Genomic DNA, 12,758 nt, shown 5'->3' with positions numbered 1-12,758 from the left:
ATCTCTAGACCAAGGAGTTATGTATGGCAACAAGCAAGACCACTGATGTATCCGCAAAAAAAACCAGCGCCAAAAAAGCGGCCCCTAAAACTGACACCCCAAAAACCAAATCTGCCAGCCCCCGTAAAAAGTCTGTAAAACCTTCTATTATCACCAGCGAAGAGCGTTACAAGATGATTGAAATTGCGGCCTACTATATTGCAGAGAAAAACGGCTTTGGCGATAGCCACATGGATTACTGGCTACAGGCTGAAAAAGAAATTGATCACAAGCTGAATGCCTGAATCTCAGCGGCCTGGGTTTGCAGGCCGCTTACCGTAATGATTTAACGGTGCCGACGTGAACTGGATATCGGCACCACTATGTTGTGCATATTGCAAAAATCCCAAGACTTCAGGGTGGCTCAACTTGAGTCCATAAGCCACATAGGGGTACTCTGAGAGCGGCACCTGTTTCTGGAAGAACGGCCAGTTAGCGCTGGGATTGTAAAAGCGTTCAACCAGGCTGGTAATCGCCAATAACTCGTATTGTCCTTGTGCGTTCAACACCAACCACGGCCCGCCAGAATCGCCCACCGTAGGCATGGGAATCGTATGGTCGTACTGGTCGAGGTCGTTTAATCGGTTTACCGCCAGCAGCGCCTTTTCGGCATGCACCAATTCTTGCGTATAGGCAAACTGGGTCTGTGCTTGCAAGTGCAACATCTCGTCCATGTCGCGATAGGGCTTGGGCAATATCTGATAAAAATCCGAGAGGTCATGCACAGGCTTGCGTTCGCCGCAGCGTGGATGCCGCGTATCCGCCTCGCCATAGCCGCGCCCATAGCCGCAAATCATAATGACATCTGGCACATGGTCGTCGATGCGAATGCGCAGCGGTTGGATCAGGCTTTGTACTTTGGCATCAAATACCAGCACAGCGACATCCTGAGTCAAATCTTCAGCCACACGATCAAAGGGCCGGTAGAAGGCTTGTGTTAAGCGCACGTCCTCAAGCCCCAGCAGTTCAGGTTGCGCAATGCCTACCACGGGCAAATCTTTGGGGCCGGTCAGCCGCACTTCTTTCATGCAATGCGCAGCGGTAATCAGCGTCAATGGTTTGAGGCCCACAATCGCTGCACTGCAAATCGAGTCGTAATACTCCCACTTTTCAACAGACTGTAAAAAGTGGGCATGCTGTATGCTGAGCTTGACCGTGGAGATCGTCATACCCGGAAACGTGAGCCCGTGAATAATGGCTTGCGTGGGATAGCCCATGGTCAATCCCATACACACCACGAGCACAGGCGCAATCCGCCTGAGCAAGCCTTGCTTGATGTACCACATCAGGATTAAACCGCTTAGTGCAAGCTTCTGGCAGCGTTATTTTTTAACTCTATGGGGCCAAAACAGCTTTCAAGCGAAGGGGCATCGTCATCACAGGAAATAAAACTGCTGCCATCAGGTTTAAACAGCACAAAACTGGTTTGCTCGGTATTGATTTCAGAATGTTGTTTGGTGCAATCCAGGGCCTTGTTGCTTAAGGTCACGCGATGATTCAACTTGAAAAAACCATGCTCATCCGGTTGCGGGGTGACTTCATAACGCGCTTCAAGTTGCTCGTCGCCGCTGGTAAAAACCGCTGTGCCGTCTTCTTTAAACCAGTAGGTTTCGAGGCAACCACTCTCCGGCAATCTGGACTCCCAATAACCGATCAGGGGATGCTTGAGTGATCTGGGGTCTGCTTTCCCCTCTCCTTCTGCATGGACAGACACACTGCTGAACAGCGTCGCCCCCAACACCACGGACAACAGGAAGAAGCTTGTTTTTTTGACTCGCTGATCACGCATTGCACACCCCCAAGATTGAAATGATGTAAAGCTGTCAGCGATTGTCATGGAAAAATTTTAAGCGCAGATAGTGAATGTTTCACTTGAACGGTTGCATTATTTCCTAGAATGACGCACTACCAGGCATCATCGCACTGTCATCTCCAGTGGCAGGCAATAAAAAACCCCGGAAAATCCGGGGTTGGTCATCGCAAGCAGATGAATTATTTCATCACGCGGTTGCGGTATTCACCTGTGCGGGTATCGATCTCGATTTTGTCGCCCTGGTTCACAAACAAAGGCACTGGAATTTCAAAACCGGAAGCGATTTTTGCTGGTTTCATGACTTTACCTGAAGTATCGCCTTTGACTGCAGGCTCGGTATAAGTGATCTCACGCACCACAGTGGTTGGCAGTTCGATAGAAATCGCTTTGCCTTCGTAGAAACGCACTTCACAGGGCATGCCGTCTTCGAGGTATGGCAGCGCGTCTTCCATAAATTCTGCATCCACATCGTATTGGTTGTATTCAGCATCCATAAATACGTAGGTAGGATCAGCAAAGTAAGAGTAAGTCACTTCTTTCTTTTCGAGCACGATCACATCAAACTTGTCCTGTGCGTTGTAGACGTTTTCGCTAGGCGCTTCAGTCAACAAGTTTTTCATTTTCATTTTCACCACAGCCGCGTTACGGCCGGATTTGTTGTATTCAGTCTTTACAACCACCATCGGGTCGTTGCCAATCATCACTACGTTGCCAACGCGGAGTTCTTGAGCGATTTTCATAATAAGCCTTAATTTGTATGCGGGATTTTAAAACGCCGGATTATACCCGATATGCGTGACATTTCTCAAGAAAACAAGGGATTAAGTGACCACGATTGCAAATTGCTGTGTTGCGCGGGACCCGTGCGCAAGCCGTATCTCATCGACTGCCTTGCTTGCTGCGTTGTTAGCGCCTTGCGCTTTATGCTCATCGCTCATTTAACACCGGATTTTGTCAATAAAACGCACCAAGTTTGTGGCGAGATCTGGCTGCTGCGATTGTTGCGCCTTAAACGCTTGCGCATGGCTGGCAAGCGCGGGTAATGCAGTGACCAGCGATTGCCACAAGTCAGGACGCCAGTACCCGCGTGCCCAGGCCAGCATGGTTTCACGCACGGTTTCGGCAACCGAGGCTTCGGCTTGTGCCAGATAGTGATCGAGAAAGGCATTGAGTTTAACCAGATGCGTTTCTTCGCTTTGCTGATACGGCAACCAAACCATGGGTTTGCCCGCCCACAATGCCCGTATCCAGCTATCCTCCCCGCGGACAAAATTCACATCGCACAGGTAAAGCAGGCGGTCGTAATCCGCTTGCGATAAAAACGGAATAACGAGAAACGTACACTGCTGGCGCTGGATCTGCTCACCCACCCGCAACGGGCTGCTGCCTAGCACCTCTGCCAGCATGGGCGCGACTGTTTCTGGCACCAGCACAAACACCGGCTGGAGAGACTGCGCAAGTGACGCCACCAATGCGGCCAGCGGGGCATGCGCGTAGCAAAACAAGGAGAGCGTCAGTGTATGAGAGGATGCGGCTATCGGCGAAGCAAATTCAAAGCTTGACCACTGCGCCGTCGCCTGCCATGCGGGCAAGCTGGCCTCACGCAGCAGGCCACCGGTCTGCGGCGTAAACCCGGGGTAAAAGAAATAACGGATCAAACCATTGGCTTGTGGTGAGGGTTGTGCATGAAACCCCTCTACCCAGGATTCTGCAGATAAGTAATCGACATTGATCCAAGTGGCAGCGCCTTGCAACATGGCTTGCTGATAAGGCTCAGGCAAACCACAGCCAAAGGTTTCAATGACGATATCGGCTGGTGAAAAATCTGCGTCTGCAGTCCAGTGCTGTAACTCAATGCGGGCATGCCCAGCACCCGCAAAACGTTCGGCCAACGCAAGATTATCTACCCACAGGCGCAGTGCAATATCGTACTCATCGGCTAATTGCCTGGCTAGGCGCCAGCACACGCCAATATCGCCAAAGTTATCCACCACTTTGCAAAAAATATCCCAGCGGACGCCAGACACAGCTTTGGGAAGTGACGCAACAGGGCGTATATGAGTCGCACACATAAGAGGAATAAAACGGGGGAATGCCGCTGAAACTCAGGAAGCGCTAGTCTACCCGATCTTGCCTGTGGTCGGCAGCCTGGCGCGTTTATGCCGCTGAGGCGGTGGTCATTTCAGCGGTTTCCAGCCAGGTCAATTGCAACAGCTTGGCATCGGTCGACGCGCGATGGGGCTCCAGGGCCATTTGCTCACGCAGGCGCTGCTTGGTCTCGTGCCAGACGGCTTTCTGGTCAAGCGTGAGCGTCAGGCTCAAATCTTCAAGCTTGAAGTTGGGGCTCAAGCCGGCGGCCTCATACAAGCCGTGTAACCAGACAAAGTCTTGATACCAGCCATCGGTATACACCGTTTTGCCATTGAGCATATGATTCAAATGCAAGGCAATCTCGCGTGCCGTCGCGCCATAAGTTTCCAGCGACTGACGAGATTGATGGTGTAGTTTTTCCGCTTCATCATCCCAGTGCAGCCAGTCCACATGCGGCTGTACTTGCGCACTCCAGGTCTGCCCGCTTTTATCCACATAGCCAATTTCGACCGGATAACTGCCAGCGCCAAAGCCAGAGGCTTCAATGTCGATGATGATAGGTGGATTCATGGCAACTCTCTGCATTGTTTTTCTAATTAAGTCATCGTCAAAAAGACGGACTTCTTTAATGAAACAGAATTATACGCACGAATATGACGTGCAAATGAATTAAAAGCATTTGTTTTCAACCGCTTATTGACATTCAGCCGCATAAACGCGGCCGAATGTCCTACCCCTGATTCATCCAACACCAGGGGATGCAACTCAAGCGATCAATAAGGGGGCAATAAAAGCAAAGAAGCTGCCGACCAAAAAGATGACCACAGAAATCCCGTAAATCCACAGACTTTGCCGCCGGGTTTGCTGGCATAGCTTGGCTAACTGTGGATCCACCGGGCAAGGCAAATTGCGCGCACGCCACTGCATGATGCCGGCCAGCAGCAACATGCTACCGGCCAGGCCAAACACCAGCGGCTTATGCTCGCTGATCCAGATCAGTTGCGGAAAATGGCTGATCAGGCTGGTCAGGGTTGCCACCGAGCCGATCGCCACCAGCGTGGCTGGCAAGGCACAGCAAATCAGCGTCGAGCCACTGGTGAATAGCGACAACAGATTCAAGCGCTTGCTCGCTTGCAAATGATTGATTTCAGCGGCCATCATTTGCTACCTGCCTGGTGATCCGCCTTGACCACTTCGGCCTGAATCGCTTCAACAGTCTGGTTCACCCGGGCCAGCTTGGCCACCGTATAGCCAGCATCTTCAATCACTTTGCTAAAGGCCGCATCGGAGACCTCTTGGCCATCTTTGAGTTGTAAGGCAACCACCCGGCTTTTCAGGTCAACAAATGCGGCCTGTTTCTGTGGCAAGGCATTGAGTTTTTTCTCGATGCCTTTGGCACAAAACGCGCAGACCATGCCGTTGACTTCGGCCTTGATCGTGGTCACGGCAAAAGCCGCAGGGGTCATTGCAGACAGCATTAATGTGATCAGTAATTTTTTCATGATTCAGATTCCTTTTATTCAATATTCAATCAGGGTTAAAACACAAACATGGCATTCAGGCGCGGCGCAAAGCCCTCGCCTTGCCAGGGGTTGGTCACCCCAAACTCAAGAAAGTAGTTTTTGTTGATGAGCCTTAGTGCAGGCGTCACCTGCACGGACGGATCGTTGTTGCGCATGGTTTTAACCTCCATCACAAACCATGGCTGCGTCTCGTTAAAGCCGGTTTCATAAAATGAAAACCCGGCTTGCACGGCGGCGGTGTCATAGTTCATGTGAGGGGCGCGGATCATGCGCGCCTTGGCGAGAAAATACAGCCGGGTAGACTCCACATCAAATTGCAGGCTGGGCGTATAGGCAAAGCCATCATAGTGACCGCTTGCCTCGCCGACGCTGCCGTTAAACCAGACATTGGCCTGGGCAGACGGCAGGTTCCAGCGTTTGATGATGCCGGTGTAATTGATCCCGGAAATGGTGGTGGCTTGCTCGCCTTTCCCCGACATGCGCATTTGCTCGACGCCAATGGCATGCCCAAAGGTGGGCGAGTAATTCAACATCCATTCCTGGTTGTAGCGACCGATCTCGGTCATGAGCATGGCGCTGTCCTCAAACCCCATCAGCGCCGCCGCGTGGGCGGTCAAACTAATCTGGCTGAGCAAGAAGGCGCCACAGGCAACATAACGTTGCTTAAACATATAGCCTCCATATTCAAAATGCAAAAACGCATTGTGCAAAAACGCTAGGTACGGACGGATTTGTCCTGGGCGTTAAGCGAATATGGGTGGCTTGATCGCGGGAGGGTAAGTTTGTGAGTGCACAGGATCTGCCTCAAACAAGGGGGCAGCATGAGACTGTGCGAAGAAGACAACCGCTGGAAAAGCTTGTAGATCGGCCACACCGGTGCTGACCATGCAAAAACCGCAGACACTGCACTGATGACCGGGCGCGACTTCACTATCCCCTTCAGGCATGGCATGTTCATGCGCGTCTGCCATATGGTGGCAAGGCATGGCCTCGGCCTGCGATTGCACTTGAGCAGAGCGGTCATGCGAAGACACAGCATGTGCGGCCAGATTGAAGGCCTGGTCAGCCAAGGTCATCTGCAATGACATGACGTTGGCAGCCATGACAAAGCATGGCAACCAGCAAATCAGGAACAAGCAGAGACGTTTACGCATGTCTTTAGGATAAGGCCTGGCGATGATTAGTTCAAGTCTTTGTCGATACTTTTACATGACGCTGCCAGCAGCGGGAGCGGCGCGATGCTTCCATCAGGCATAACGGATATCAATAATTTCATACTCGGTGTCGGCCCCTGGCGTTACGACATGCACGGTATCGCCCAGATTTTTGCCCAGCAGCGCTCTCGCCATCGGCGATACCCACGAAATATAGCCTTGTGAAGGATCCAGTTCATCCTGGCCGACGATGCGTATGGTTTTCTCGCTGTCATCACCAAGGTTAAACAAGGTCACCCAGGCGCCAAAAAACACTTTTTCAGTATTGGTTTGCGTATGGCTGTAAACAATCTCGGCGGCTTCCATGCGTTTGGTTAAAAAGCGGATACGCGAATCAATCTGCCGCAAGCGTCGTTTGCCGTAGATGTAATCCCCATTTTCGCTGCGGTCACCGTTGCCTGCCGCCCAGCTCACCACGCGGACCACCTCTGGCCGGTCGACTTTAATCAGGTATTGAAACTCTTTCTCCAGGGCGGCATAGCCCTCGGGCGTAATATAGTTTTTTTGTTCAGCCATTCAATTCCAAATCCATTCTTTGTGCCCCGCACACTGACTTTAGAGGCAAGCCCATGCTCGCCGAGCATATCATACAACATCATGCGTCTAGTACCCGCCAAGCAGTCACTCGCCTGTTGCATCCTCGCTTTGTGAAACATTTGTGAAAGTTTGATGAAAACGCTTTAGTTCAGGCCTTGTTTTACGTAAATAGGTTGAGCGTTGCAATCTGCACGCCCACGCCAGCCTGATGACTGGCCGTTGTTCAAGTTTGTCCCTGAGGAATTGCATGAAAAAGTCTCTCGCCCATCTCAATGTCGGCACCCGTTTGTTTTTAAGTTATGGATTGCTGATTTTATTTACCACCTTTATTTTTGTGATTGCCTGGCGCGGGTTTAATCATATCCACCAGACCTGGCAACAGTTTGAAACCGTACAGCTGACCAAACGAACCCAGATCGAAAGCGCCAGCAAAGGCCTGGGAGATGCGGTACATCACTTTAAAAATTACATCCTCAGAGGCGGCCGCGAAGCCCGCAAATTTGAACAAGGCCTCACCGATATTGAACAAGCCATGCAAGCCTATGCCGCGACCGGCGCGCTCAATGCCCAGGAAAAAGAGATTTTAGGCAATATCACCCTTGCCCTGACCACTTATCGTGACGCCATGAAACGCTGCGAAGCGCTCAAAAACGAAGGCATGGGCGTGACTGAGATTGATGCGACAGTCAAAGGCGCAGACAAGCCATTAAATCATTCCCTCAGGCTATTGATGGATATGAATACTGCAGGCGTGTCGGATGCTTCTGCGCAATTTGCATCCACCATTGCCAGCGCGAACAAACAGATCGAAATCGCATTACTGGTGGCGATAGTCATGGCCATGCTCATCGCCTGGAAAATGACCCACTCCATCACCAGACCGCTCGATCAGGCACTGAGCATGTCGCAGCATATCGCCAATGGTCAGTTTATTGCTCAGGCAGCGGCACAAGGGAGCGACGAAACTGCCCGACTGTTAAACGAAATGCAGCGCATGCAAGCCAATATTCAGAACATCGTGCAATCCCTGAATGAAATGTCCAGCCAGCACCGGGCCGGCATGATTGATTACCGCATAGACAGCAGCCAATTTGCAGGCGCCTACCAGCAACTGACTTCAGGCATTAACCAGATGGTCGAGGAGCATATTGAGGCACAGAGCCAGTCTTTGCAGGTGGTCACAGCCTTTGGCGAAGGGGATTTCAACCAGCCACTGACCACTTTTCCCGGTCAACGCAGCTACATCAACCAGAGCATTGAGCAGGTACGCCTGAACTTCAAGCGCCTGATGGAAGATGTGCATACGCTGTCAGCCGCCGCGGAACAGGGCCAGCTCTCCACACGCGTGGATGAATCACGTCATCAGGGTGAATTCAGGCAGATTGTGGCCGGCTTTAACCAGACGCTGGATGCCGTGGTCACGCCCTTGCAGACCACGGCGCATTATCTGGATCAAATGGCGGCAGGCAATATTCCGACCCGGATTGACACCCAGTTTGCCGGTGACTTTAACCTGATGCAAACCAGCCTGCAGCACTGCGCACAGGCGATTCACCAGCTGATCAGCGATGTTCATCACCTGGCCTCGGACGCACAACAGGGCAAACTGGATACACGGGTAGACGTAGAAGCACACGCCGGGGATTTCCGTCAGATTATCCAGGGCATCAACCAGACCCTGGACGCGGTGGTCTCGCCACTGCATGTGGCGGCAGACTGTGTTAAACGCATTGCGGCAGGAGATCTGCCCGCCCCTATCCATAACCAGTACCATGGCGACTTCAAGGTGCTGATCAACAATCTGAACACCTGCATCCTGTCCGTGAAACGACTGGTAGCCGATACGCGCCAGATTGCCGATGAAGCCCAGCAAGGCCAACTGTATAGCCTGGTGGATGTGACGGCGCATGCTGGCGATTTCAGGCTGGCCTTGCAAGGCTCACAAGAGATTCTGCAACGCATGGTGGCGCCGATAGAAACCGTCAAGCAAGCGGCTGAAACCATACAGGTGGCTGCCGCGGAAATTGAAAAAGGTAATAACGACCTGTCACGCCGTACCGAGACGCAAGCCAATGCCCTGCAAGAAACATCAGCCAGTCTGGAAACCCTGACCAGCCATATCAAGCAAACGGCCGACCATGCACGTCAGGCCCGCCAGCAGGCCAGTCAGGCCAACCAGATGGCCTTGCAAGGCGGCGATGCCTTTAAAGCACTGTCGACCACCATGCAAGGCATCAATGAGACCTCGGACCAGATCGCCCAAATCACCAGCGTGATTGACAGCATTGCCTTCCAGACCAACATCCTGGCGCTGAATGCAGCGGTAGAAGCTGCGCGTGCCGGTGAAGCTGGCCGTGGCTTTGCCGTGGTGGCAGGCGAAGTGCGCAACCTGGCCACCCGCTCGGCCGCTTCAGCCAAAGAGATCAAGGAATTGATTGCCGCCTCGGTCAGCCAAACCAATATCAGTGCCAAACAAGTGGGGCAAGCCGGTCGCACCATGCAGGACATTGTGCTGGCCGTGCAACAGGTGTCCAGTAGCATAGGCGCTATCTCCGAAGCAGCCGGTCAGCAAAGTGACGGCATGCAGCAGATTTATGCCTCGATGACCGCCATCGACGAGACCACGCAGCAAAATGCCGCCTTGGTAGAAGAAGCTGCCGCGGCCGCAGAAAGCATGCTGGAACAGGTGCACACCCTGGTGGCCTCCGTCAATCAGTTCAAACTGGAGGCAACACCAGAAGAAACACTCGCCCTGCCACAACAGACGTGGCGCTTAAGTGCCTGAAGCTTGCCTAACCCCAGGCATAAAAAAATGCGCCCGGCCTGGGCGCATTTTTTGTGCTTCACGGTTAATTGTAATCGTCATTCACCTTTAACACGTTATAAACGTAGTAGCTGGTCTCACCAAAGCAGCTTGACGGTACGCCCTTATGCTCTTCATATTGCAACCGGACGCGATCACCCGACAAAGCATTGATTTTGGCAATCACACCCGGATCGCGCACCGTGAAGTAAAACTTCTCAGCCTGTGTGCCAGGCACCGTGACCAGCACCAGCTCGCCCTCCCAGGTTTTGCACAACCAGCCTTTATTCGAGAGTTTTTGCACATAGCCGACACGGTCGCCCGATGAATACACCCAACTCAAACTGGCCCAGGTATACATTGCAAATAAGGCCAAAGGCAACAGTAACCATAGTAGCCACTTCAATACACGCATGTTTAAAATCCTGCTCTTCCGTTAATGATGAATTGTATGGCTGAATCATAAGGGATGAATCATTGTTTCAGCCATCTTTATTGTAATCCCGAATGCAAGTCTTGCGGCCGCCAGACCACTGATTTAAGCCGGTGCTTTCAGGGCAATCGCACGCACTTCAAATCGGTGCTGATCCAGCACCTGCCCATGCTTGTCGCGCAGGCTCAACTCATGAGGCCCCGGCGCTGGCAAAGGCACCGTCAACGCCGATAACCGGCATTGGTTAATCAATTGCTGATCCAGATACAGACAGCCCTGCCCGCTCAACGCGGCTTGCACCAGCAAGGCCTGCTTACGGTCAGGAATATCCGGGTCTGGGGCAATGACGGCGCCAGCCGGTGGCGCAATCAGCTGAGGTCGTACTGGCGCCAGATGGATTGTGGCAGCGGCAGGTAACGCAGCATTAGCCACGACCCATTCCTGCCGCGGTGCCTCTATGGCTGGCACATAATGCACGGTTTGCGCCACGACACCGGCTGGCGGCACCGGCGGCGTAGACGCGCTGTCCCGGTGCAGATATTCCATGATGTCACGCCACACCGGCGCTGCGCCTGTCACGCCTGACACATCCCACATTGGCTCGCCAGAAAAGTTACCGACCCAAACCCCTACCGTATAGCGCTGGCTGTAGCCGATCGCCCAGTTGTCTCGCATGCCTTTGCTGGTGCCGGTTTTCACCGCCGCCCATCCCCGCGTCGATAATGGGCTGGACAAGCCAAAAGTCATACTGCGCGCCACCGGGTCAGACAAAATATCACCGATGATAAAGCTGGTTTGCGGAGTCAATATCTGGCGTGATGGCAACAAAGGCTTGGTGCCTGTGTGAAAGCTGACTGGCTGCCACTGGCCCCCATTGGCCAGTGCCCGGTAAGCATTGGTGAGCTGGAGCAAGCTGGTTTCGGCACCACCCAGAGCAAGGCCAAAACCGTAAAAATCGGCGTCCTGCTTCAAATCCTGCAAGCCCAGCTGTTGCAGGGCGTGTAAAAAGCGGTCCACACCCACCAGCGTTAACGCGCGCACGGCAGGTACATTTAACGATGAGGCGAGCGCCGTGCGCACACTGACCGCGCCATGAAAATGGCGGTCATAGTCTTGCGGAATATACAAGCCGCTGGGCGTGGTCAGTGCCAGTGGCGAGTCATCCAGCACTGAGTCGGCTTGCAACCAGCCCTGATCTATCGCCAGTGCATACAAAAAAGGCTTGAGCGTAGACCCTGGCTGCCGCAACGCGGCCACGCCATCCACCGCTGCAGCCCCGGATAAATCGCCGCTGGAGCCAACATAGGCCAGTACCTCGCCACTGGTATTGTCAAGCACCAGCACCGCGCCGTCGGTCACATGCTGGCTGGCCAGTTGAGCCAGATGGGTTTGCAATGTTTGCCGGGCAAAACGTTGCACACTGGCATCCAAGCTGCTGCGGTCACGCTGTCCGGCCTGTGTGAGCAACCGCCTGGCCACATGAGGCGCATCATCCTGCCCGGCCATGGGGAAAGGCCGTTTCGGCAACAAGGCGGCGCGTATCCACAAGCGCTCGCAGTCTTTGCGTGCATCCTGCGTGTGCGTATGCGCCAGCACATCGCAAGCGCGCCCGGCCAGACGCGAAGCACTGGCGGCTGGCGCCCGCACCAGTGCTGCCAGCAAGGCCGCATCCAGACGATCCAGTGCCGCCGGGCCTTTGGCCAGCAAGCCACGCGCGGCCGCATCGATGCCCACCAGTTCGCCACGAAACGTCACCCGATTTAAATACGCCTCCAGAATCTGGTTTTTCTGCCAATCATGATCAATGGCCAGTGCCAGGCGAATTTGTGCCAGCTTGAAGCGCCATGGTGAGGTGTTTGAAAAGCCGGGCTGGGTGTCTTGCAGCCATAACTTGGCTAACTGCATGGTCAATGTACTCCCGCCGCGGCGATGCGGGCGATGCAGGTTATCCCAGATGGCAGACAACAGAGCCCACGGATCCACCCCCGCATGCTGATAAAAGCGCTTGTCCTCGGCCACCAGCATGGCCTGCTGCAAGCGTGGGGAAATCTGTGCCAGCAGCACCCAGTCCAGCCTGCGGTAATCATGATTCAGGCGCAAGCGTTGCAGCGGTGCGCCATGTCGATCCAGCAGCCAGGCCTCTGAACTCTGGCTGTGTTGCTTAAACTGGCCGAAGTCTGGCACCTTCACTGTCGCCACCCACAGGATCAGCAGGCAGATTCCGGCCAGCAGGGCCAGCACTACGCAAAGCCACGGACGACTGCGCAGACTGAACCACAATGGCAGGAGGAAACGTCGCATCAAT

14 protein-coding genes are annotated in these 12,758 nt (G+C 53.6%); 2 read left to right on the top strand and 12 right to left on the bottom strand.

All coding sequences use genetic code 11. The annotated features are described in order from the left end of the window. The first annotated feature begins 23 nt into the window (after positions 1-23). The gene (locus ACFQ1T_RS13655) at positions 24-284 is read left to right on the top strand and encodes a DUF2934 domain-containing protein (protein ID WP_379077743.1); all 261 of its coding nucleotides are present in this window, start codon (positions 24-26) and stop codon (positions 282-284) included. Positions 285-287: 3 nt separating this feature from the next. On the opposite strand, the gene ACFQ1T_RS13650 is transcribed toward ACFQ1T_RS13655, so the two are convergent. The 10 genes from ACFQ1T_RS13650 to greB form a co-directional block, all read right to left on the bottom strand. After that, entirely contained in the window at positions 288-1,325 is a 1,038-nt protein-coding gene (locus tag ACFQ1T_RS13650) for a hypothetical protein (RefSeq protein WP_379077740.1), read from the bottom strand. A 14-nt stretch (positions 1,326-1,339) separates the two neighbouring features. Further along, positions 1,340-1,828 carry a hypothetical protein gene (locus tag ACFQ1T_RS13645; protein WP_379077737.1) on the bottom strand — a complete coding sequence of 163 codons (489 nt, stop codon included), beginning with the start codon at positions 1,826-1,828 and terminating at the stop codon, positions 1,340-1,342. A 203-nt stretch (positions 1,829-2,031) separates the two neighbouring features. Beyond that, positions 2,032-2,592 (bottom strand): elongation factor P, encoded by a 561-nt coding sequence (gene efp, locus ACFQ1T_RS13640; RefSeq protein WP_018986563.1) that lies wholly within the window; start codon positions 2,590-2,592, stop codon positions 2,032-2,034. Between the two features lie 198 nt (positions 2,593-2,790). Next, positions 2,791-3,879, bottom strand: coding sequence for an elongation factor P maturation arginine rhamnosyltransferase EarP (gene earP, locus ACFQ1T_RS13635; RefSeq protein WP_379077734.1), 1,089 nt, complete (start codon positions 3,877-3,879; stop codon positions 2,791-2,793). A 130-nt stretch (positions 3,880-4,009) separates the two neighbouring features. Further along, positions 4,010-4,513, bottom strand: a complete 504-nt coding sequence (locus ACFQ1T_RS13630) for a hypothetical protein (RefSeq protein ID WP_379077731.1) — start codon at positions 4,511-4,513, stop codon at positions 4,010-4,012. Positions 4,514-4,708: 195 nt separating this feature from the next. Continuing rightward, a complete protein-coding gene (locus ACFQ1T_RS13625) occupies positions 4,709-5,101 on the bottom strand; it encodes a hypothetical protein (protein WP_379077865.1) in 393 nt (130 codons plus the stop codon). Beyond that, positions 5,101-5,445 carry a heavy-metal-associated domain-containing protein gene (locus ACFQ1T_RS13620; RefSeq protein WP_313984047.1) on the bottom strand — a complete coding sequence of 115 codons (345 nt, stop codon included), beginning with the start codon at positions 5,443-5,445 and terminating at the stop codon, positions 5,101-5,103. Before ACFQ1T_RS13620 ends, ACFQ1T_RS13625 begins: the two co-directional genes overlap by 1 nt. A 35-nt stretch (positions 5,446-5,480) precedes the next feature. Continuing rightward, the gene (locus ACFQ1T_RS13615) at positions 5,481-6,137 is read right to left on the bottom strand and encodes a hypothetical protein (protein ID WP_313984044.1); all 657 of its coding nucleotides are present in this window, start codon (positions 6,135-6,137) and stop codon (positions 5,481-5,483) included. Between the two features lie 72 nt (positions 6,138-6,209). After that, positions 6,210-6,620, bottom strand: a complete 411-nt coding sequence (locus ACFQ1T_RS13610) for a hypothetical protein (protein ID WP_338657244.1) — start codon at positions 6,618-6,620, stop codon at positions 6,210-6,212. 93 nt (positions 6,621-6,713) lie between these two features. Then, positions 6,714-7,196 (bottom strand): transcription elongation factor GreB, encoded by a 483-nt coding sequence (gene greB, locus ACFQ1T_RS13605; RefSeq protein WP_194747074.1) that lies wholly within the window; start codon positions 7,194-7,196, stop codon positions 6,714-6,716. Between the two features lie 268 nt (positions 7,197-7,464). Here greB and ACFQ1T_RS13600 point away from each other — a divergent pair, with 268 nt between their 5' ends. After that, positions 7,465-10,002, top strand: a complete 2,538-nt coding sequence (locus ACFQ1T_RS13600) for a methyl-accepting chemotaxis protein (RefSeq protein WP_379077727.1) — start codon at positions 7,465-7,467, stop codon at positions 10,000-10,002. A 64-nt stretch (positions 10,003-10,066) separates the two neighbouring features. Here ACFQ1T_RS13600 and ACFQ1T_RS13595 read toward each other — a convergent pair whose 3' ends face one another. Both ACFQ1T_RS13595 and pbpC read right to left on the bottom strand, forming a co-directional pair. Next, positions 10,067-10,435 carry a hypothetical protein gene (locus ACFQ1T_RS13595; RefSeq protein WP_379077724.1) on the bottom strand — a complete coding sequence of 123 codons (369 nt, stop codon included), beginning with the start codon at positions 10,433-10,435 and terminating at the stop codon, positions 10,067-10,069. Positions 10,436-10,558: 123 nt separating this feature from the next. Beyond that, the gene (gene pbpC, locus ACFQ1T_RS13590) at positions 10,559-12,754 is read right to left on the bottom strand and encodes a penicillin-binding protein 1C (RefSeq protein ID WP_379077721.1); all 2,196 of its coding nucleotides are present in this window, start codon (positions 12,752-12,754) and stop codon (positions 10,559-10,561) included. Positions 12,755-12,758: the final 4 nt, after the last annotated feature.

This window comes from Methylophilus glucosoxydans (assembly GCF_042676145.1).
Taxonomy (GTDB): domain Bacteria; phylum Pseudomonadota; class Gammaproteobacteria; order Burkholderiales; family Methylophilaceae; genus Methylophilus; species Methylophilus glucosoxydans.
This window is presented reverse-complemented; position numbering and strand designations above follow the sequence as displayed.